The sequence below is a fragment of the Chitinophagales bacterium genome (assembly GCA_020636495.1).
Classification (GTDB): domain Bacteria; phylum Bacteroidota; class Bacteroidia; order Chitinophagales; family Chitinophagaceae; genus UBA5543.
Map to the genome: position 1 here is coordinate 3,188,760 of JACJXQ010000008.1, position 23,051 is coordinate 3,211,810.

Annotated in this window: 20 protein-coding genes; 11 read left to right on the forward strand and 9 right to left on the reverse strand. The window is 43.8% G+C overall.

Annotated elements, in window-relative coordinates:
* Positions 1-5: 5 nt before the first annotated feature.
* The 4 genes from H6550_14265 to H6550_14280 all read left to right on the forward strand — a co-directional run bounded on the left by H6550_14265 (position 6) and on the right by H6550_14280 (position 3,442).
* Positions 6-1,202: an acetyl-CoA C-acyltransferase gene (locus H6550_14265; protein MCB9047294.1), complete on the forward strand. Its 1,197-nt coding sequence runs from the start codon at positions 6-8 to the stop codon at positions 1,200-1,202.
* 29 nt (positions 1,203-1,231) lie between these two features.
* The gene (locus H6550_14270) at positions 1,232-2,005 is read left to right on the forward strand and encodes a DUF2490 domain-containing protein (GenBank protein MCB9047295.1); all 774 of its coding nucleotides are present in this window, start codon (positions 1,232-1,234) and stop codon (positions 2,003-2,005) included.
* Positions 1,986-2,357, forward strand: coding sequence for a DUF4440 domain-containing protein (locus H6550_14275; protein MCB9047296.1), 372 nt, complete (start codon positions 1,986-1,988; stop codon positions 2,355-2,357). The genes H6550_14270 and H6550_14275 overlap by 20 nt, the downstream gene beginning before the upstream one ends.
* Positions 2,358-2,419: 62 nt before the next feature.
* Positions 2,420-3,442: an amidohydrolase gene (locus H6550_14280; GenBank protein ID MCB9047297.1), complete on the forward strand. Its 1,023-nt coding sequence runs from the start codon at positions 2,420-2,422 to the stop codon at positions 3,440-3,442.
* A 106-nt stretch (positions 3,443-3,548) separates the two neighbouring features.
* Here the strand turns inward: H6550_14280 and H6550_14285 are convergent, their stop codons facing one another.
* Entirely contained in the window at positions 3,549-5,996 is a 2,448-nt protein-coding gene (locus H6550_14285) for an outer membrane beta-barrel protein (GenBank protein MCB9047298.1), read from the reverse strand.
* 193 nt (positions 5,997-6,189) lie between these two features.
* On the opposite strand from H6550_14285, the gene H6550_14290 reads away from it, so the two are divergent.
* The 4 genes from H6550_14290 to H6550_14305 all read left to right on the forward strand — a co-directional run bounded on the left by H6550_14290 (position 6,190) and on the right by H6550_14305 (position 10,923).
* Positions 6,190-9,132 (forward strand): hypothetical protein, encoded by a 2,943-nt coding sequence (locus H6550_14290; protein ID MCB9047299.1) that lies wholly within the window; start codon positions 6,190-6,192, stop codon positions 9,130-9,132.
* Positions 9,133-9,219: 87 nt separating this feature from the next.
* Complete coding sequence (locus tag H6550_14295) at positions 9,220-9,849, forward strand: response regulator transcription factor (protein MCB9047300.1); 630 nt, start codon at positions 9,220-9,222, stop codon at positions 9,847-9,849.
* Positions 9,850-10,003: 154 nt separating this feature from the next.
* Positions 10,004-10,414 (forward strand): hypothetical protein, encoded by a 411-nt coding sequence (locus H6550_14300; protein ID MCB9047301.1) that lies wholly within the window; start codon positions 10,004-10,006, stop codon positions 10,412-10,414.
* A gap of 35 nt (positions 10,415-10,449) precedes the next feature.
* Positions 10,450-10,923, forward strand: coding sequence for a group 1 truncated hemoglobin (locus tag H6550_14305; GenBank protein MCB9047302.1), 474 nt, complete (start codon positions 10,450-10,452; stop codon positions 10,921-10,923).
* A gap of 83 nt (positions 10,924-11,006) precedes the next feature.
* On the opposite strand, the gene H6550_14310 is transcribed toward H6550_14305, so the two are convergent.
* Positions 11,007-12,308 (reverse strand): T9SS C-terminal target domain-containing protein, encoded by a 1,302-nt coding sequence (locus tag H6550_14310; protein ID MCB9047303.1) that lies wholly within the window; start codon positions 12,306-12,308, stop codon positions 11,007-11,009.
* 233 nt (positions 12,309-12,541) lie between these two features.
* Entirely contained in the window at positions 12,542-15,406 is a 2,865-nt protein-coding gene (locus H6550_14315; protein MCB9047304.1) for a TonB-dependent receptor, read from the reverse strand.
* Positions 15,407-15,596: 190 nt separating this feature from the next.
* Between H6550_14315 and H6550_14320 the strand changes: the two genes are divergently transcribed.
* Entirely contained in the window at positions 15,597-16,769 is a 1,173-nt protein-coding gene (locus H6550_14320; protein MCB9047305.1) for an aspartate aminotransferase family protein, read from the forward strand.
* A gap of 66 nt (positions 16,770-16,835) precedes the next feature.
* Here the strand turns inward: H6550_14320 and aqpZ are convergent, their stop codons facing one another.
* Positions 16,836-17,531: an aquaporin Z gene (gene aqpZ / locus H6550_14325; GenBank protein ID MCB9047306.1), complete on the reverse strand. Its 696-nt coding sequence runs from the start codon at positions 17,529-17,531 to the stop codon at positions 16,836-16,838.
* A 119-nt stretch (positions 17,532-17,650) separates the two neighbouring features.
* Positions 17,651-18,511, reverse strand: a complete 861-nt coding sequence (locus H6550_14330; protein ID MCB9047307.1) for a hypothetical protein — start codon at positions 18,509-18,511, stop codon at positions 17,651-17,653.
* Between the two features lie 143 nt (positions 18,512-18,654).
* On the opposite strand from H6550_14330, the gene H6550_14335 reads away from it, so the two are divergent.
* Together H6550_14335 and H6550_14340 are read left to right on the forward strand one after the other, a co-directional pair.
* The gene (locus tag H6550_14335) at positions 18,655-20,001 is read left to right on the forward strand and encodes a UDP-glucose/GDP-mannose dehydrogenase family protein (protein ID MCB9047308.1); all 1,347 of its coding nucleotides are present in this window, start codon (positions 18,655-18,657) and stop codon (positions 19,999-20,001) included.
* 33 nt (positions 20,002-20,034) lie between these two features.
* Positions 20,035-20,979 (forward strand): SDR family oxidoreductase, encoded by a 945-nt coding sequence (locus H6550_14340; protein ID MCB9047309.1) that lies wholly within the window; start codon positions 20,035-20,037, stop codon positions 20,977-20,979.
* Between the two features lie 57 nt (positions 20,980-21,036).
* Here the strand turns inward: H6550_14340 and H6550_14345 are convergent, their stop codons facing one another.
* From H6550_14345 to H6550_14360, 4 genes are all read right to left on the reverse strand, one after another.
* The gene (locus tag H6550_14345) at positions 21,037-21,480 is read right to left on the reverse strand and encodes an SRPBCC domain-containing protein (protein ID MCB9047310.1); all 444 of its coding nucleotides are present in this window, start codon (positions 21,478-21,480) and stop codon (positions 21,037-21,039) included.
* Between the two features lie 9 nt (positions 21,481-21,489).
* The gene (locus H6550_14350; GenBank protein MCB9047311.1) at positions 21,490-22,446 is read right to left on the reverse strand and encodes an SRPBCC domain-containing protein; all 957 of its coding nucleotides are present in this window, start codon (positions 22,444-22,446) and stop codon (positions 21,490-21,492) included.
* A complete protein-coding gene (locus H6550_14355) occupies positions 22,430-22,774 on the reverse strand; it encodes a winged helix-turn-helix transcriptional regulator (protein ID MCB9047312.1) in 345 nt (114 codons plus the stop codon). The genes H6550_14350 and H6550_14355 overlap by 17 nt, the downstream gene beginning before the upstream one ends.
* Before the next feature lie 66 nt (positions 22,775-22,840).
* Positions 22,841-23,050 (reverse strand): hypothetical protein, encoded by a 210-nt coding sequence (locus H6550_14360; GenBank protein MCB9047313.1) that lies wholly within the window; start codon positions 23,048-23,050, stop codon positions 22,841-22,843.
* Position 23,051: the final 1 nt, after the last annotated feature.

The following is a 23,051-nucleotide window of genomic DNA, read 5'->3' on the forward strand; positions in this document are numbered from 1 at the left end:
AAAATATGAAAGAAGTTTTTGTAGTAGACGCCACACGTACCGCAGTAGGAAAATATGGCGGAGCATTGAGCTCTGTTCGTCCTGACGACCTGTTGGCTCACGTCATCAAGACATTGATAGAGCGTAACCCTTCTATTGATGTGAATGAGATAGAGGATGTTATTGCAGGTGCTGCCAACCAGGCCGGCGAAGACAACCGTAACGTTGCCCGCATGGCTGCATTGTTGGCAGGTCTGCCTGTAACTGTCGGGGGCAATACCGTCAACCGTTTGTGCGCATCAGGACTACAGGCGATCATGGACGCATCGCGCGCTATTATGTGCGGCGATGGTGACATCTATATAGCAGGCGGTGTGGAGAGTATGAGTCGCGCTCCTTTTGTAATGGCCAAAGCAGACAAAGCCTTCAGCCGTGTACCGGAAATATATGATACAACTATTGGCTGGCGTTTTGTGAACAAAGCACTTAGTGCCCTGCACCATCCGTATAGCATGGGCGAAACAGCAGAGAATGTTGCCGAGCGCTATCATGTATCGCGTGAAGCACAGGACAAGTTCGCACTGCAAAGCCAGGAAAGATATTTTGCCGCGCATGCCGCTGGCAAATTCAAAGACGAGATCACCCCTTACACTGTACAACTGGGTAAGGGTAAGACAATGGTGTTCGATACAGATGAACATCCTCGTGAAACATCAATGGAAGCATTGAGCAGCTTGAAACCTGCTTTTAAAAAAGATGGCACTGTAACCGCGGGCAACTCAAGCGGTGTGAATGATGGTGCTGCCGCTATGATACTTGCTTCGGCAGATGCGGTAAAGAAGTACAACCTGAAACCAATAGCTAAAATTGTAAGCATGGGTATTGCCGGTGTTGACCCGGCAGTAATGGGTATAGGCCCTATTCCGGCATCGCAGAAAGCGCTGAAACGAGCCGGCATTACCGCTGCAGACCTTGACCTGGTAGAGCTGAACGAGGCGTTTGCCGCGCAGGGCATACCCTGTATGCAAGAGCTGGGACTGGATGAGAACAAAGTAAATGTGAATGGTGGTGCTATTGCCATCGGCCATCCTTTAGGTTGCAGCGGCACACGTATCTCAACTACACTGCTATACGAACTAAAAAAACGTGGCGGCAGATATGGACTTGCCACTATGTGCATAGGTGTCGGGCAGGGCGCAGCCATCGTCTACGAGATGGTGTAAAATAATCAGTGAATAATAAAAAGAGTGGAATGAGGTTTTTTACAGGAGTATTAATAACATGTGCGACATTATTAACCTTTGCAATTGATGCAAAGGCACAAACAGTAACCAAAGGAGATATAAATACCTGGTTCCTTGTTGTCAACAGGGTAAATATTTCTGACAAATTCACCCTTACCAATGAACTGCATGAACGTACAGGCAGCTTTCTGAGCAACCAGGGAACGGTCATTGTCCGCCCGTCTGTTGATTACCACTTACAAAAGGGTGTAGAATTATCGCTGGGTTATTCCTTTGTACGTTCATGGCCATATGTACCATACAGCCAGCCTATCCCCCGAAATGAACACAATATCTGGGAGCAGGTTATGCTCAAGTCTAATATCGGCAAAGTCACTTTACAACACAGGTTCAGGTTTGAGCAAAGATGGATAGGCCACATCGAAGCTCCGGCTTCTCCGGCTGATGAACATTACATCAACGGAACGGACTATGCCAACCGTTTCCGTTACCGATTCATCGTATCGTTCGATATCCTGAAAATAAATAAGGACAGGAACAGTATTTTCTTCAGTGGTTTTGATGAACTTTGGATCAACCAGAGCAACAACTTTATGCCTAACTCATTTGCCCGTAACTGGCTGTACACAGGCCTGGGATACAAGTTCAATCCCGACTGCAATATACAACTGGCACATATGCACCAATATGACAAAACAGGTGCCAACAGTTTTATATCGTCCTCCATTATCCAGTTATCAGTGTTCAAAAACTTTACGCTGCATGGTAAAAAAGCAAACTGAGGGTCCGCTGGCCATTGAGCAATGGGCCGCGGCTATGAATACGCATGACGTGACACATGTTATAGGCCTGTACAGCCCTCATGCAATACTGATCCCGTCCATGTCGAGCCAGATGAAGAAGACTGCAGGACAGATAAAAGAATATTTCGCCGAGTTCCTGGCAAAACCGGAATTTAAAGTTGAGATCATTGATGCCACTACGCAAATGCTGGAAGATATTACCGTAGAATCGGGCATTTATATTTTTTCGTGGACCGTTAAGCGTAAACCTCACCGTGTGTCTGCAAGGTATACACTGGTGATACAGAATGACAAGATCATTCAGCACCACTCCAGTGTCGCTCCGCAATAAGCCCACAGGCAAAAGCCCGTCATTATTGTTACTTTTGTAACCTTATAGTTCCAGATAATAATATTACGATTTTGAAAAAGATAGATATACATACACACATCATGCCGGAACATATCCCGGATTGGTTCAGCAAATTCGGATATGGAGATTTTATTCACCTGGAGCATCATAAGCCATGCTGCGCAAGGATGATCAAAGGAGATAAATTCTTCAGGGAAGTAGAAGAGAACTGCTGGGATCCGAATGCGCGCACCAAAGAAATGGATATGACCGAAGTAGGCGTGCAAGTGTTATCTACCATCCCGGTACTGTTCAACTACTGGGCGAAACCGGAGCACGGACTGGAAACCAGTCGCTTCTTCAACGATCATATTGCACAATGTGTTGACCTGCACCCAACACGGTTTGCAGGTATCGGTACCGTTCCGTTGCAGGATATAGACCTGGCGATAAAAGAAATGGAGCGTTGTGTAAAAGAGCTGAAAATGCCTGGCCTGGAGATAGGTTCCAACATCAATAAAAAGAACCTGGGCGACCCTGAATTTGAACCCTTCTGGCAGGCTGCTGAAGAGTTAGGTTGTGCCATATTCGTACACCCGTGGGAGATGATGGGCGAAGCGGACATAACCAAATACTGGCTGCCGTGGCTGGTGGCTATGCCGGCCGAAACGGCACGTGCTATCAGCTCTATGATATTCGCAGGTGTATTTGAGCGCCACCCTAAACTGCGTGTAGCATTTGCGCATGGCGGCGGTAGCTTCCCTTTTACTATCGGACGGATAGAACACGGCTTTAACGTTCGCCCGGACCTATGTGCCATTGACAACGATGTAAATCCCCGCAATTATATAGGCAAATTCTGGATAGATGCACTGACACACGACGACAAAGCACTGCAATACATTGTAGACACTATGGGCGGTGACAAAGTATGTATGGGTAGCGATTATCCTTTCCCTCTTGGAGAGCATCACCCCGGCAAACTTATTGAGAGTATGGATAGTTTTTCGCAACAGTTGAAAGATAAATTGCTGTACGAGAACGCACTGGAATGGATGGGTATCGACGGCAGCCAATTCAAATAAAAAGCCCCTTGCTATTAATGTTGAAGAACATTAGCTAAGGGGATTCTTACAGCACCTGCATTACAGGTTCTTTCCATTTGGTTATATGGATATGCGAATATGCTTGTTATGAGCCTGCACTACCTACCCGGTTCATTTCATCGTCGGCACCACCGGTACGCCTTCGTGCAGGTTGTAATCTTTTATCTCCAAAGCGATAGCTGAATGACAGAGCTATCTGCCTGGATTCGCGTTTTACTGTAAAGTCTTCTTTATAGGCGTTGTACACAGATGTGGCGCGGGGAAGGCCACGCCAGAAAATATCATTGGCGTTCAGTCGTATCGTTCCTTTATCTTTAAATACACTTTTTTGTATACCGGCGCCCAGTGTCCACATCGATTTCAGGTCGAAGAAGCCATATATCTGCCTTGATTGGTACCAGAAGGTAAGCTCAGCCCTGAAACCTTTGCCCAGTGTAAAATTATTATTGGTATATACAGAGAAGGCAGGCGAGCCATTACTTAAATTGGTATTGGCCAGGAAACCACTGAAGTGTGAATACCAGCCTGTAAAGTTGTTTACGTTACTCCACCATTTTGTTACCTGGAATGGATAAGAGGCGGACAAGCTGAACGAATTGACCCTTGCCAGGTTCTTATCCGTCTGCACTGTTATAGAATCCTCAGTCTCGCTTGGCTGCACCACCTGTGTAATGTTATTATTGGTGATACTGTAACTGAGCGTAGTAATAAATTTCTTCCTGAATGTATGCGATAATTCCGCCGCATAGGTTAGTGCCGGCCGCAAATAAGGATAGCCAGCTTTATAGGTGGTATTATCAATAAAGAATTTGAAAGGGTTCAATTGTTGGTAATTGGGGCGTTGTATCCTCCTGCTAAGCGTAATACCCAGGTCGTGTTTATCATTAAGATTGCGCTGTACAGCAAGGCTGGGGAATAACTGTGTGTAGCTGGTTTTATACAAACTGTCTAATGTTAGTTGTTCCGCCTCTACGTTCGTATTCTCTGTACGCAGACCTATTTGTGTACTCCATTTTTCCCACTTCCTGTTATAGTTCACATAAGCGGCATTTATGTTCTCCCTGTAAATAAAATGATTACTCCTTTTCAGGTCCAGTGTATAATCACCAGTTGTCTTTTCATAAAAAAGGGGCTCATTATCGGAGGTGACATAAGTAGTTTTTATGCCTGCGTCAAAATTAGTCTTATCATTCAGGGGTAACGAGTAATCTGACTTCAATGCCCGTATCTGGGTAATACCATTCATATCGCTGCGCATAAAATAAGATGGCTGATAACTGCTGCCATCGGCCTTTGTATAATCGGTTACAAAATCCTGCAGTGAGTGATTCCAGTAACGTGCGTAGTCTACATCAATATTCAGGCTCTCACCTTTATCATTAAAACGATGCCGCAGGTTAGCATTGCCTGAATAGTTGTAATACTCCTGGTTCTGGCCGCCATTGCTATTGAAGTTGTATATCAGTTGCTCATTCCCATCCAATGCCCGGGAGGTGTTTGCCGATTGGCGTGTAAATGTATTTATGCCGCCCGTACCTGCTATGCCAATGATCGTTCTTTTGCCAATGCTATAATCCAACCCGAATGTACTATTGTGATTATCTACCGGCATCTTCATAAAGTTGTCCTGCACATAAGCAAACTGGAACGCATCACTGTTGGGCGCATAAAAACGCCTGTTCAGTTCCAGGTGGTTGAACCACCAGCGACGTGAATAGTTATAGCTCACGTACCCGCTGATCTTCTTATTCCTGTAATTGAGGTTGATTCCTGCATTGTATTTTGGATAAACGCCCTGTGCATATCCTGCATTCACACTACCGTTCATTCCCATATTCCGATCGCGTTTTGTACGAATATTAATGATCCCTGCTACACCCGCTGCATCATATTTCGCGCCGGGGTTGCTGATGATCTCCACCTGGCTGATAGCGTTAGAAGGCATACTCTTGAGCATATTGGCAAGATCGGTTCCTGACACTACCATCGACTTGCCGTCTATCATTACATTCACCCCTTGTTTACCCTTTATGCTTATATTGTCATTCTGGTCGACATTTACACCGGGAGAGCGTGCCAGTATTTCAAGTGCAGTTGAACCTGTATTTACAATGCTGTTCTCGACATTCACTACCAGCTTATCTGCATGTATCTCTATCAGTGGCTTCTGCCCCCTGACAGTTACTTCTTTCAGCTTATTGTCCTTCTGCTTCAGTACTATCGGCGGTAGTGTCATGTCCTGCTCATCCACAGTTATATGCTCATTACTATAAGGGAGATACCCAAGCATAGTTACTTTCAATTGATATGAGCCATATTCCACATTATCCAGTACACATCTTCCTGTCTCATCTGTAATGCCCGACTTTACTAATGTCTTACCTGCTTCATTCAGCAATACAACATTTGCAGTAGTTATTGCTTCATTGTGCTCATTTGTAACTGTGCATGAAATATTACTACCCTTAGCTAAAATATTCGTGTCATTGAACAAGAGAAATAATACAGCAAAACAGAATAAACGAACATTCATCAGGATAGTATTTAAGTACAGTTCAAAAGTAGTATGGGTATTCTGCAACTATGTACCCCATGTCGGGGGATTTGCATTTTTCGGCATCACTCGTTTGGGGGGAAATTTCTATTAAATATTCTACATCACCTTGCATTATTTGCCGGCAGTTGTAAATGACTGGGATGAAAAACTTAATTTCACTGATACAAAAATGAAAAGGGCAATCGTCATATGGGCACTTTGTTTGATCGCTTGGAAGGTCACAGCGCAGCGCTACTCTTTTTATAACCTGAGTGTTGAGGATGGGCTGATACAATCACAGGTAAGAGGCCTGGCGCAGGATAATTACGGCCACCTGTGGGTGGGCACCTGGGGTGGGCTATCCCGTTATGATGGTACACAGTTCACCAACTACAATGTTCGCAATGGCATGCTGGACAATACCGTTTTATGTGTCGCCACTGATAAACAAGGTAACATATGGTTGGGCGGACAGGAAGGCATATCGTTGTACAACGGGAAAAAGTTTGAGCACTTCCGTCTTGTTTCGCAGGAAAGTACTGAGCCAAGGAGCATCAAAAAAATATGTATCAGCGATGATAATTCTGCCTGGTGCAATACCGACAATAGTATCTACCATATAGCAGGCAAACAGGTAAAGAAGCTGAAACTTCCTGACAGCAACATGATCGTATCGGCCTTGTTGCCTGTGGCCGATACACTGTGGATAGCTACTAACAACGGGAAGATATTTCGTCATTTTAATAACAGCTGGGACAGTTTATTCTATTCGATACCTGGTTATACCAAACCGCCTGTTTTCACTACAGGCATATTCAGAACAAAAGATAACAGCATCATATTCACTACAGGCTCCGGCCTGTTCATGTACAGTAATGATTCCGTAAAAGTGGTACATACAAAGAGCGGGTTGTTGTATAACATCCCATTTATTTCCATTGCTGAGGGCAACAACGGTACTCTATGGTTGGGAACAGGTAGCGGAGCTTACAGCCTGAAAGACTCAGTATTGAAAAAATACAATAAAGAGAATGGCTTTACGGATAATACGATCACCTCCATACTTGCAGACAAAGAAGGCAGCATCTGGTTTGGCAGCGATGGCCAGGGATTGTACAGGTTTTCCGGTGCTCAATTCTCAATACTTGATGAAAAAAGCAACCTGCCCAGTGAGCAGGTGATGAGTTTTACACCCACCGGCAGCAATAACCTGTACATAGGTACAGCTGATGCAGGGCTGTATTACTACAACGATGGGAACATAACTCCCGTAGCTATGAATAACCGCAAAACCTATATCAGTGCTTTGCTGACCGCCAACCACAATGATATATGGATAGGAACAAACAGGCAGGGGCTATGGCGCATAAAAAACGGGGAAAGAATATTTTACAACACCCCCGAAATGCCGGGCAATGCGCTGATCATTTCTCTCTATAAAGACTCATACCAACGTGTATGGATAGGTACTTCCAGGGGAGCTGTTATATATAACAACAACAGGTTTTATACAATAAAAGATATTGAAGACAATGTTTTTTCATTTGCAGAGATAGGCAAGGACAGCATAATAGCAGCTACAAAAAAAGGCTTGCTGCTGTACCACGACAGCATAGTGACACGCTTCCTTACACATAGCAGTGCAGATAGCTCACACCCTCAATGCATAACCATGCAGGGCAATACATTATGGATCGGCACATCTGACAATGGCGTTATCAGTTATAATATAAAAACAGGGAACTCATTCACCCTGAATAAAAGCAACGGATTGCAGTCTGACTTTATTTATAACATCATAGCCGATGATAATGGTGACATCTGGACAGGCACAGGTTTTGGTATTCATAAGATACATATGGCCGATGGCAGCCCGCATGTCACTTTCTACGGTAAGGAGCAAGGCATCACCGGCATGGAGAGCAATCAGAATGCCGTATGCAAAATGCCCGATGGAACACTGTGGTTCGGCACTACAAAAGGAGCAGTACATATTGACCCCGACAAACAACTGGTATTGCCACAACCGGTGAGCGTTATTCTTCAATCTGTAAAGCTGTTTGGCGACGATATACGTGACACTACTTATTATGACAGCACAGACAATTGGTATAATGTGCCATATAAGCTTCGTCTGCCCTATAAAAAGAACAACATTACTTTTACCTTCAAGGCCATCAGCCTGAATGGTAATGAGCAACTGCAATACCGGTACCGCATTGATGGACTGGATGCTCCATGGAGCGACTGGACGCACCTGAACTCCGTTACCTATTCGGCACTGCCACCCGGCAAGTACACATTGCGTATTGAAAGTAAAGTTCAGGGTACTGATGATGTAAAAACACTAGCCTACCCTTTCGAGATCATTACACCAATTCATAAAACAAGCTGGTTCAGCCTGCTCATTTTGTTGGCATGTATATTGGCAGGTATCAGCATACAATACATACTGAACCGCCGCAAACAAAACAGGCTGGCGCTGGTAGATAAACTGAGGCGGGAAGAACAGGCCAAAGTAAGGCAACGTACCGCCGAGGACTTTCATGACGAAGTAGGCAACAGGCTTACCCGTATCAATGTACTGACCAACGTACTGACCGCTAAAATGGGCGATATGTCGCAGGACAAGCAACGCCTTATAGAACAGATACAGGAAAATACCAACCAGTTGTACAGCGGCACAAAAGATATACTCTGGTCATTGCAGTCAACAAACGACAATCTGTATGAGATACTGCACCGTATCCGTGATTTTGGCAACGACCTGTTTTCTGATACAGAGATCAGGTTTACCTTTTCGGGTAGTGATGAAAAATGGCATGACTACAAAATGCCGCTGGACATGAGCCGCAACCTGTTGATGATATTCAAAGAGGCTTTGAACAACTGCCTGAAGTATGCAGATGCCACAGATGTGCACCTGGATGCAGAGCTCAAAGAACAGAATGTGCTGCATCTTACGCTATCAGATAATGGCAAAGGATTTAACGTAGAAGAAGTAGTAAGAGGCAACGGCCTGAACAATATGCGCAACAGGGCCAAAAGGCTGGGCGGCAAACTGTATATTGACAGTAAGCCCGGCAACGGAACGGTTATCAACCTGCATTTCAGGTTGCAAAAACAGGGATAAATGTTAAAAAACATCAAATACCTTGTTTAGGGGGATATAATTCTCCCCTACTTATAAGAACTTTATACAACACAACAAATTACAGCTATGCAAGACCTGGATCTGAATATATGCCTGATAGAAGATGATGAGACCATCCGTGAAGGATATGAATACCTCATAGGTAATAATGAAGGGTATAAGATATGTGGCAGTTTTGCTTCTTACGAAGATGCCGCTAAAAAGATAGCCAAATGCGACCCTGATGTGATACTACTGGATGTGGAACTGCCGGGTATTTCAGGCATAGATGCCATACCTAAACTAAAAAAGCTGGTACCCGACGCACACATTATCATTCTAACGGTATATGAGCAGGAGATGATGATATTCCGTGCATTGGCCGGAGGTGCCTCAGGTTACCTGACCAAAGACACACCGCACAAAAAGATATTATCCTCAATAAAAGAAGTAATGGAAGGCGGAGGCCCCATGAGCTCCAACATTGCAAGAATGGTGATACAGTCTTTTCAGCGAAGCGAAGAATCTCCGCTCACCCCACGCGAAACGGAAATACTGGAACAGATAGCAACCGGCAAAAGTCGCAAGCGCATTGCCGAAGAATTGTTCATAGACCTGGAGACCGTTAAGTCTCACATCAAGAACATATACAGCAAGCTCAATGTACACTCTAAAGCAGACGCTATTAAGCTGGCCAAAGACAACAAGTTCATTTGATCTTCAGCTTTTTCATGCTCCTGCCACTTAAAGCTAGTTTATTTCCCATACCAACCTACTGATAAACAGTTAATTACAATATATTTTCTTCTTTTTTGCCGTTGACGAAATCTATTGTCACAGTATTGTCGTAAATGATGACAAATACTTAATCATGGCAATTTTGAGAACATTCCTGAAAGCAACAGCAATCACTGCTGTTATCATATTCCTGGCATTTTTCGTCTATGCTAATCTTCAAGAGCCTACACCCGGAGAAAAGATATACATGTCTGACCCTACGGGCATATCGATGCTCACAATTTCCCAAGATGTACAAGATATAGACGCCAAAGTAGAACAGCTACCCGGTGTAACATCACATACCTATGTGCCTGAGAACAATACACTCGTGATCACATACAGCAAAAATCAAACAAACAGGATATCAATATTATCAGGCCTGAAAGCAAGCGGCATAAATGCTGTTGAAAAAATGATACACAGCAATAAACCACAGTGCCCTGTTCATGGCTACCTGGACATGTTTTACAAAGCTAAATACGCACTGAACCTACGTAAATAACAAAAGCATTAATTAATCTATAAAAAACAACAATTATGAGGAAATCGATCACGTATGCAACAATACTATTTGTAGCCGGAGCGCTTACATTTGGTGCGTGTAAAAAGAAAGAGGACACAATGCCAACAACAACTACCATGACCAAAACCTTGTATGAACGCCTGGGAGGGAATGACGCTATTAAAGCTGTGGTAGACAAATTCATTGAGTATGTGGCCGCAGACACGGCTATCAATTCATTTTTTGCAGAAACGGTAGCCCAAAACAGGGTAGATGCACTGAAAATGAACCTGGTGAATCAAATTGGTGAAGGTACAGGCGGCCCGGAAAAATATACCGGTAAATCTATGGCAGATGCCCACAAAGGCATGAACATCCAGAACGATGACTTCGACGCATTGGTTGGTGACCTGGTCAAAGCACTGGATTTCTACAATGTACCTGAGCAGGAAAAAGGTGAACTCTTAGATATATTAGGACCTATGCGCAGCGATATAGTAGGTAAATAAAAGTTGGTTGAGGAGTACGAGAAGAAGAAAAAGGGCCGCCCAGATGGGCAGCCCTTTATTATTTACACTTCTATGAATAAATATTAATAGTCAGCGTTGTTAGGATCCCAGTTAGTCCAACCTTGAGTCCAGTCAGAACCGGTGATAGCACCTACACCTTTAGTAGCAGCTTTAGAACCGGCTTTAGGAGCGAAGTTAGGAGCAGTTGTGTTGAAAGGATCTGTCAGACCGATATCGTTAGCATCAGCGATAGTTTCGCAACCATCAGCAGTAGCTTTAGCTTCTACTTCAGCAGCAGTATGACCTACTTTGCTATCAACCTTGTAAGGATCAGCTACAGCGTGAACCAGGTTGTTTGCAAATTTAGAAGTACCTGCGAAGTAAGCATCACCAGTCTCCTGAGACTCCAAAGAGAAACCACCTTTCTGGAAGCCCATGATGATCGAGTTGCTGATCTCGAACTGAGAAGCACGACGCCACCTGTTACCGTAGTTGTGGTTAGCTTGAGTGTTCTTAGCGTTGTTAGGACCAACCATTGTGAAGTTCTTCAGAACAGGGTGAGTGAACGGAGAAGCAGTAGTACCTGTACCATCGTTATCAGACTCGATACCGTTTGAAGCATCACCAGGATCAGCGAACTGAGGGTGTTTGAAAGAGATAGCGTTGGTGATTGAACCATGGTAACCGAAGTCAAAGTCATAGTCATCATCCAGGCAAGAGAAAGCGATCATGTGTGTACAGTTAACAGCACCACCGAAGAATTCACAAGCATCATCGTTACCGTAAGAAACCTGTACGTAATCGATAGTTGTACCTTTACCAACAGCACCGAAGCTGATACCGTTGATCTCAGAGCCTGGTTCAGCAGCGATACCTGCATACTCAACGCGGCAATATTTCATGATACCTGAGTTATCATTATCATCGTTACCACCGTATTGTTTACCAACGCCACCTTCGATAGTAGGCTCAGTAGAACGGTTAGTAGTAGCTTTACCTAACAGGATGATACCACCCCAGTCACCCGGACGACGCTGTCCTTTAGTAACACCTGAAGTGAAAACGATCGGCTTAGCAGCAGTACCTTCTGCCATGATCTTTGAACCACGTTCAAATATCAACGCACCCTTATCTACAATGTCAGATTTTATAAGACAACCTGGCTCGATAGTCAGTGTAGCACCATCTTTGATGTATACATAACCTTTCAGCGTCCATGCTTTGTCAGCAGTCAGAGTCATGTCAGCTGTAACGTCACCGGTCAGGATGTGATCGTCAGTTGTAGTTGTAGTTGGAGTGGTTGGAGTATTTTCCTTCTTACAAGAAGTTGCATTCAGCGCCAGCGCACCCACCAGCATCATTGGTAAAATTCTTTGCAGTTTCATAAAGTTCTAAATTTTGCTCAAAAGTAGACTTCGGGTGTTACGACTGTTTTACCTGAACATTAACAGTAGGTTAAGTAAAACTTACGTCAGTGTTAACACGGTTTCTTTATTTATATCAAGCGTTCTGAGGTACAGTACTTTGCACCGGTCATGAACATAACAGAAGTTCTTAAAAAGCCAAACAGGCACGGTAGAAACCATGCCTGCTGTATTTATACTTATACGTGTTACTCTTATTTACCTAAGCGGTACACAAAGCCAAGTGACGCTCCTGTACCTGTACGATATTGTTGGAATATCTGGTCGTTACCTAGTCCAACAGTACTGTTGCCTTTTTTGTAGGCGTCTTTAGTATCTGTGTTCCAATACAACGTATGTGGAGAGTTCAGCAGATCACTGATAGTCAGTTTTATTTCACCCTTACCTTTGAATAGTTGTTTACTCACTTGCAGGTCTACGATGTTACGGCCATTCTCCCATGTAGTAGGAATTGTTGCGCTACCAACATATGCTATACGGTGACCAATACGATTATACAATGCACTGGCAGCCCATCCACTCTTTTTTGAGTTATACATCAATGACAGGTTAACAATATATGGCGACTGTCCCTGTAGTGGCCTGTCTATTTTTGTACCGACCGTACTAACAGCACCAACGATATTTTTGGTATCAACCCTAGAATATATGTATGATAGATTTGTAGATGCTGTAAAATTATTTAACCATGGAGCTGACCCAATAAAGCCCATGTTTTTACGAGCTTCGAACTCAAACCCCGCAGCATATGCTGATGCGGCATTTGCATACCCAAAGAGCAAATAATCTAAATTTCCTCCGGGGTCGAGCTTAGCTTCTATTGGATTCATAAAGTTCTTGTAGAATGCACCGAAAGTCACAGCCTCACCGGGGTTAGGATATATTTCGTAGCGCAGGTCATAGTTGGTAATAGTAGCCCTTACTAAGTTAGGATTACCAACTACAGACCAGATATTTTCGTAGTCAATAAATGTGAATGGAGCGATCTCACGGAATTCAGGTCTGTTCACAGTTTGTGACACTGCAAAACGAAACTTGCTATTTTTGTTAACATCATATGTTATGTTTGCAGAAGGCAACAGATTGTTGAAAGGCGTGGTCAAATTGATCGAATCACCTGACCTTGTAAATGCATTTAACACCTGTGTATATGCTTCATAACGTCCCCCCCATATTACACGGAGCTTTTCACCAACCATGTTATCCAGCATCACGTATGCAGCGTTCAGGTTGCCGGTCGCATCATATTTATCAGATGCTGCAGTGATCTCATTAAGTTCCAGCCTATCAGTACCCAAGTTATCATAATTAAAGATAGTCTCAACAGGTTTTGTAAGCACTTCGTCTTTCAATGGCGTTGTATAATCATACAAACGATACTGGAATGTGCGTGCCGCAAAACTCCTGTTTTTGAACAAGCCCATATAACCAGCTTTCAAAGTTTGTTTCCTGCCAGCTATTTCAAAGGGATAAGTAACATCCAGATTAGCTCCATAGTTATTATCTTTTTGATTACTGAAGAAACGACGGCTATCCCTGTCTACCAATGTATATGGTTTGCCCGCATCATATACAGGGTCAGCAACAAAACCACCTGACATACTACGTGCATATTCCGCACTGCGAAAATCATTCATACCGGAATTCATACCTGAGTAGTTTAAGTTCCAGTCTATTTTTATGTTTTTTGTACCAATAGCATGGCTACCTTCCAATTGGTTGTTCATGATAGCACGTTCTGTTGGCTTGGTAGCATACAACAGGTTATCCTGGAAACTACTGGTTGAGTAACCCTGTCTATCGATATACTTCTTGTCATATATCTTATTATACAGGTTTTTGAAAGATATCCTGCTTTTGCCTTTTGAGTAAGCAATGTTCAGCATCGCCGCCATGTTCGATTCCGTCAGGTATTGATCTTCGGTACTCAGGGTGTGTACTTGGTTGTTGCTTAAAAACTTACCACGCTTATAATTATTTATTGTGGTCTGACTGTTGCTCAACGAAGCTGAAGCGATAGTACCTAGTTTACCACCATTCTTGAAGGTCTGCGTATTACCGGCAGACAAACGCAATGATGAATTAGGCATTGCAGCTTTGGTTGTTGTTGTAAAACTATTCTGTGGCAATTCTTTGTTTGCGTCAAATCGCTGCTGGTTCGTCAGGGTTAGGTAATCCCTTTGTGTCTGTCCCCATGAACTTGACAGTTGATGGTCTTTAGCAGGGAACGCAAGGAATGCAGCACCTTGGTCAGGAGTTGTTTTGAAATCTTTAAAAGTTGTCTGAGAGTTATATCCTGCTCCCAGATTCACATTAAAGAAGTTCCTTTCAGGAATATCCTTTGTCAGCACCTTTACTACACCACCTGCAAAATCACCAGGCAGATCAGGAGTTGCCGTTTTATTGATAACTATATTATCAATAACATCAGAAGGTATCACGTCGAAAGAAAAGGCTTTCCTGTTAGGCTCAGTACTTGGCATCAGGGCGTTGTTCACCATGGCCATATTATAACGGTCGTTCAGTCCGCGTATTACCACGAATTTATTATCCTGGATACTGGCGCCACTCACACGCTTCAACACTTCTCCGGTATTTTTATCAGGCGAACGCTGTATAATGTCTGCAGAGATACCACTTGATAATGAAACGTTGTTACGTTGTTGTATATATAATGCATTGACAGTCTCCCTGTCCAGGCGGGCAGTGATCACCACCTCGTCCATTTTTGTGCTGGAGCTCTCTTCCATTACCACATTCACATTGGTGGTCTGTCCTGCTTTTACAGCAACGCCTTCAATGTTTTTCTGTTGGAAACCAATGTATTTCACCTCGATAACATATTCGCCTGTAGGCACGTTATTCAAAATGAAATTACCGTCCACATCTGTTACCGTTCCTATTGAAAGGCCCTGAACAGATACGGAAGCGCCGATGATGGCATCACCATAAGTCTTGTCAGAAATTTTACCGGCTATTTTGCCGTTTTCTGCAAATGAATTTGCTGCAAAAAGCAATGCAGCAATAAGAATAGTAACAAAACGCATAAGTATATTCATCTATTTGAGCGCAAAATTGGTCAAATACTATTACCACCATGTTACGTCTGTGTTACGCGTATGTAACTTCAATGTTACCGTAATATTAACACCTTGCCCATACTGCATTCCGGCTAGCGGTAATGTTTATTTAATGTTACGTAATTATTAAGCTCGGTGTTTTCAGGAGCATTGGTAACTTTGCTGTCATATGGATACCCGCAATATTTTTCTGCGTCATATGGCACAGACCTCTCCTGCGCCTATGGCATTGCACATCACCTCAGCTTCAGGCAATTACCTTTATGATGCTGATGGCAAATCCTATCTCGACCTGATAGGAGGTATCAGTGTTTGTAATATCGGGCATCGCCATCCGGCGGTTGTTGACGCCATTACCGGGCAGGCAAGAGACTACCTGCATATTATGGTATATGGCGAGCTGGTGCAGAACCCTCAGGCAAGGTATGCCCGCCTGCTGGCAGAACACCTGCCCGGGCAATTGGATTGCGTGTACTTCACCAACTCAGGTGCCGAAGCGGTGGAGGGTGCCCTGAAACTGGCAAGGCGGGTGACAGGCAAAACAGATGTCATTGCGTGTAATAACAGCTATCACGGGTCTACTCTTGGAGCCCTGAGTGTGATGGGCGATGAATACTGGCGCAATGCCTACCGGCCACTTTTGCCTGGGGTATGGCATTATGACTATAATAGTAGTGAACTGATCGAAGCCATAAATGAAGATACCTCCTGCGTGCTCATAGAAACCATCCAGGCAGAGGCGGGTGTAATAGAACCGGACATAAAATGGCTGACTTCCCTGCGCAATAAGTGCAATGAAACCGGGGCACTACTGATATTTGACGAGATACAATGCGGCTTTGGCAGAACGGGCAAACTATGGGGTTTCGAACATTATGGTATACAACCGGATATATTATTATTAGGTAAAGCTCTTGGCGGTGGCATGCCATTGGGCGCATTCATATCGTCATATAATAATATGCAGGCGTTTACAGACAATCCCGTATTGGGGCATATCACCACATTCGGCGGTCACCCGGTTTGCTGCGCTGCCGGCGAGGCAGCCATGCAGGTATTATTACAGCAAAAGCTGGTTGATAATGTCACAGCCAAAGGCGACTTGTTTCTGCAAAAACTGAGACACCCGGCGATAAGAGCCGTACGCGGCATGGGGCTATTAATTGCTCTGGAGCTGGAGTCTGCTGAAAAAGTGCTGGAAGTGGTACAAAAATGTGTAGACAAAGGCTTATTTACAGACTGGTTCCTTTTTGCTCAGAACTGCCTGCGCATAGCACCACCACTTACTATTACTGATGAGGAAATAGAACGGGCGTGTTCTATAATATTGTCATGCCTCTAAAAATATAAGAGGGGGCACTGCCCCCTCTCTTGCTCCGGTATCTCCTATCCCTTATACCGGCAATAGTTATTCTTTTCCAAACATACCTTTCCATACTATCGCAGCCACTGTGCCACCCAATATAGGTGCTACAATAAACAGCCAAACCTGCGAAAGTGCAGCTCCTCCCGCAAAAATAGCAGGGCCCAGGCTACGGGCCGGGTTAACAGAAGTACCCGTAATGGGTATAGCTACCAAATGTATCAACGTTAATGTAAGGCCTATAGCCAGACCTGCCATATTCGGATTACCATTCTTTGACGTTACGGCAAATATCACGAACAGGAAAAGGAAGGTCATGATCGATTCCGTAATAAAAGCCGACATGGTATTATATTCTCCCAGGTAGCCGGCCCCCCAACCATTGGCGCCAAGCGCCCACTCGCCCATAGCAAAACCCGGCATACCCGACTGGATGGCATACAAAACCGCCGAGCCAAGTATTGCACCTGCTACCTGGCCTGCAATATACCCCACTGTGTCAGCCATGGATATTTTTCCTGCCACCAGCATTGAAATGGTAATTGCGGGGTTAATATGACAGCCCGAAATGGGGCCGATAGCATAGGCCATTACAACTACCGATACGCCAAAGGCCAGCGCAATACCTAACAGTCCTACTCCGGCAGGACCTGAGGACGAGATGCCTGCAACAACAGCTGCACCACAACCAAATAGAACCAGGCTGAAAGTGCCTATCAGTTCTGCAAAATATTTTTTCATATAACCGGTTTTAGTTGATATGTAAAATATACATATTTAGCGAATTTTTCATATCCTTAACCGTAAAATAAAAGAGCCGGGCAAGCCCGGCTCTTTATAATAATATAAAATTCAATTACTTATGGAATGACAACTTTCCTGGTAACACCATTTACATCAATAGTAGCTTCGCTCTCACATTGGCCATCACCAAAATCCAACACCCTTTGTGTAGCTGCTTCAGGGAAAATATTGATAACTCCTTCATTGATCCAGTTGCAGCTCAGGTCGTCTACCAGTGGCTTGGCTATCTCAATATAATACTGCTCACCGCCCGGACGGGTAAAATGGCCAAAACCTGTAAAACGGTACACATCATCAGAGGTTTGCGGCGTAGAAGAACCTTTGAACCACTCACGTGTACGCTGGCTCGCACCTGTCAGCTTGCCCGACTGGTCTTTCAGGTATATAGTATCAACACTGGCGATATCATATTGAATATTACCTGCAGCGTTGGTACCCACATTCCATACTTCTTTATGTCCGGCCAGTTTGTTGCCGTCAACGGAGTAACCATCAAATGTTATTTTATAATAGTAGCCCTTTTCGTTGGGTTTCAGCTTATTATTGTAATCAACTATCAACCTGCCCTGGCGATAACGGCCATCGTACCCCAAACAGTCTGCACTACCAAAACTGATCACCATTCTGTCAAGATTCGGGTCTGTTGTAGTGTCTTTTATTACTTCAGCGCAGAGAGCCAATGGATTTTCCCCGCCTTTCAGCGACGAAGCGCCCATTGTTGCCGCACGCGATACAAGCCTGTCAGCATTGTCATATATCTGCTCAAGCAGGAGCTGCTCTTCAGCATAACCCGTTTTCTCAGCATCAATTATATTATTATTATCATTCTTTTTCTTACAGGCTGTCACACCGACCATAAGCCCAAGTGCAGCAATGGCGCACGAACCCGCCATTTTAGATAGTCTCTTTGAAAACATATTTTGATAGCTTTTTACTTATGCTACTAAAGCATTGCCATAAATATAAAACATAAATGGCGCATATTTTATAAACGAAAAATAAATGAATTATAATAGCCTGCAAAATAATAGTTAGATTTGCTCAAATTTTTACTTTTCATATGAAAATTGCAATAATAGGTACTGGATATGTAGGCCTTGTGACCGGAACTTGCTTTGCTGAAACCGGCAATAATGTCAATTGTGTTGACATCAATGAAAAAAAGGTAGAAATGCTCAGAAACGGGCAAACGCCTATTTATGAACCGGGACTGGACGTGCTCCTGGAAAGAAATATCAAAGATAAACGCATCAGTTTTACTACTTCGCTGGCCGAAGGGATAAAGGATGCCCAAGTAATATTTCTTGCTTTGCCAACTCCTCCGGGCAAAGATGGCGAGGCCGACCTGCAATATGTATTAAATGTTGCGAGCGACCTTGGCGATATTATTGACAGCTATAAAGTAATCGTTAATAAAAGTACAGTACCAGTAGGCACAGCAGAAAAAGTGGCCGCCGTATTGGCAGAAAAACTGGACAAAAGCCTTTATGATGTAGTCTCTAACCCTGAATTTTTGCGCGAAGGCGTAGCTGTTGACGACTTCCTGAAACCGGACAGAGTGGTAATAGGTACTTCTTCTGATAAAGCCCGCAAAATAATGGAAGAACTGTATCAGCCATTTGTGCGCCAGGGCAACCCCATCTATTTTATGGATGAGCGTTCTTCGGAAATGACAAAATATGCGGCCAACTCATACCTGGCCATGCGTATATCTTTCATGAACGAGATGGCCAACCTTTGTGAAAGGGCAAATGCCAATGTAGACATGGTACGCGTAGGTATGGGTAGCGATAGCCGTATTGGCAAACGCTTCCTGTTCTCAGGTGTTGGATATGGCGGTAGTTGCTTCCCTAAGGATGTACAGGCGCTGGCACGCACTGCCCGCCAGTTGGGTTACGACTTCAAACTGGTTGAAACTACCATGCAGGTGAATGACCTCCAGAAAACAAGACTGGGTGTCAAAATAAAGAATGTATTCGGCGATAACCTGGCCGGACGCAAATTCGCTATATGGGGACTGGCCTTCAAACCCGAAACAGATGACATTCGCGAGGCTCCTGCACTGGAACTCATCAATGAGCTGACAGAAGCAGGCGCTACGGTTGATGTTTTTGACCCTGAAGCAATGAATAATGTCAAAGAGATAATGGGCGACAAGATATCTTACAGCGATAATGAATACAACCCGCTGCAGGATGCTGACGCACTGGTCATCGTTACCGAATGGAACGAATTCCGCAATCCTGACTTCGATAAAATTCGTACGTCTTTGAAACAACCGTTCATTTTTGACGGCCGTAATGTGTTTTCTCTGGAAAAAATGGCTGAGCAAGGCTTCTACTACGAAAGTATAGGCCGCAGCACTATCCACGAAAGTAAAAAAGAAGAATTGAACGTTCTTTCGTAATTTACACACATCATCGGCAGATAAATATTAATAATGAGCAATAAAAAAAGAGTTCTTGTAACAGGTGCAGCAGGTTTCCTGGGTTCTCACCTTTGCGACCGTTTTATCAGCGAAGGTTGTGAGGTCATTGGTATGGACAATCTCCTTACCGGTAACATAAAAAACATAGAACACCTTTTCCCTTTAAAGGATTTCCAGTTCTACCATCACGATATCACTAAGTACATTCATGTGCCTGGTCATATTGATTATATATTACACTTCGCATCTCCGGCCAGTCCTATCGACTACCTGAAGATGCCGATACAAACCCTGAAGGTTGGTGCATTAGGCACGCACAATATACTGGGTGTTGCACTGGCTAAAAAAGCACGTATACTGGTGGCTTCAACATCTGAGGTATATGGTGATCCGCTGGTGCACCCGCAGGTAGAAGAATACTGGGGCAATGTAAACCCCATAGGCCCGCGTGGTGTATATGATGAGGCAAAACGTTTCCTGGAAAGCATCACAATGGCCTACCACAACTTCCACGGTGTGGAAACAAGGATGATACGCATCTTCAATACTTATGGTCCGCGTATGCGCCTCGACGACGGTCGTGCATTGCCTACCTTCATGAGCCAGGCGCTGCGTGGTGAAGATGTAACTGTATTCGGCGATGGCTCACAAACACGCTCATTCTGTTATGTTGACGACCTGGTAGAGGGTATATATCGCCTGCTAATGTCAGATTATTACATGCCGGTAAACATCGGCAACCCGGCTGAAATATCTCTGAAAGATTTTGCTGAAGAGGTAGTAGAGCTGGTAGGTAACAAAGATGTGAAGATCGTTTACGAACCACTGCCAAAAGACGACCCCAAGCAGCGTAAACCAGACATTACCAAAGCCCAAACAATACTGGGATGGGAACCGAAGGTAGACCGTAGCGAAGGCTTAAAACGCACATTGGAATATTTCAAGCAACACATTTAAGCTGCATACAATAATTAAAAAGCCGTTACGAAATGCGTAACGGCTTTTTTTATACTGTTATTGCCTTGCAATATATTTTTCCAACACATTGAATACAGAACCCCATCCATTGAAGAAGCCCATCTTTTCTTGCACAAGTTTGTATTCTTCTGTCGGGTGCAGCACACTGAAAGTGAACTTTGTTTTATCACCATAGTCCTCAAACAGCGCTGTGAATATCACACCTTCAGTCATCGGGCGAAACTCAGCAGACGAAACGATTTTTTCGAACTCTACTATCTCTGCATAAACACCTTCGGAAATAAATTGGCTGCCATCGGGCATAGGCATTGTGTACCTCCACTTACCTCCGGGTTGAAAGTCATGCTCTTCGATCTGCATATCCATACCCCTGCCCCACCATTCGGCTATGTGTTTGGGTTGTGTCCATACCTCCCAAACTAATTGGCGTGGTGCATCGAACGTACGCTCAAGTGTCAGTATCCTGTTATCTGTTGACATAAAGTTGATTTAGTTAATGGTTTTGAGATATTGTTCCAATACATCCAATGTACCAGTGTACCCTTCGTGCATTGAATCTTTCAGTTGTACGAATGCCTGGTGTTCATCTGTAGTCGCATTAAATGGCACTACTTTTATAGTTAGTCTTGTTGTGTGCTCATCTACAGCTTCAAAGCCCATACTGGTCAGCATATTCATGGGCAAAGTTTCCATCATAGGTGGGTGTATCGCTGCTCCCTGTTCATTACAGAAAGTGGTCATCATGGTCAGTAATTTATTGGTCACTATCTCCCTGAATATCTGTTGTGCGTAATATTTACCATCGGGCATATGCATGCAATAGAATATCCTTCCGCCTGTATTCAGGTCAAATTCTATTATTTCGGTATCGCTCTCCTTCGGCCCCCAAAAGTGCATGATGTGTTCTTTCTGTGTATGCACTTCATATAGTAGCTGTATCGGTGCATTAAACTCACGGGATATTGTGAACACACCATCTGTATCTAAGAATGTGATGTAGTCTTCCATATTGTTCATATGTTGCGTAAGCCCGTTTTTAGCGCCACCCTCTGTTTTATGCTGCTTGTCTTCTGCACTTTCAAAAGTCATTAACATACTGATGCGTGTTGCACCTTCAATATCTTCAAAATTTACCACTACATGAAAGCCTTTTTCAACATCATCAACAGTACTGCCATGCATGTACTCAATTTTTTCATTTGGTATTACTTCCCTGTAACGCTGGTAGTTTGGCCAATCTTTACCGTCGGGGTCATGCATGGTATAATCACAAAAACCGCCTGTACCATGCTCCATAGCATGTATGGTGTTGGTAAAGCCATTTGGCCCCCACCACTTAGGCATGTGTTCCGGGTCGGTCCACATTTTAAATACCAATTCGCGTGGTGCATGTATTACCCGGCTAATAAATAGCTGGTTGTCTTGAATACTATTTTCTTTTGCCATTTTTTTTCTGTTTACTCTGTAATTGTTTAAGATATATTTCAAGGTTATCAAACCTGTCATTCCATATTTTATGTTGTTCCGTTACCCAGTCGCTCACTTCATTCAGCGATTCCAGCTTTGCCTCGCACACACGTTCCCTACCCTTTTGATTGATAACTACCATGCCACACTCCACGAGTATCTTCATGTGTTTGGATACTGCAGGCCTGCTTATTTCAAACCTCTCTGCCACTGTATTCAGGTTCATAGGTTCTTTAGCTATCATGGTTATGATATCCCTCCGTACAGGGTCGGCTATTGCCTGGAAAACATCTCTTCTCGTATACATTTAGTAACTATTTGGTTACAAATATATGCGTAACCATTTGATTACACAAATTTTCAAAAAAAATATTTATTCCATCACGCGGCAATCAAAACCATTGGAAATCAACAAACCGATTATCTGGTCCGGCTCTATCATTTCATGGTTAATACGCAGAACTTTATCGCAGTCTTCCAGGTCAAAGTTGATATTACTATTTGGCAGTAAGTTCAACAACAGACCGATAAGTTTATCAGCCTGTTGTTGTTCCGATACATTTGTCTTAAATACCTCGATCATA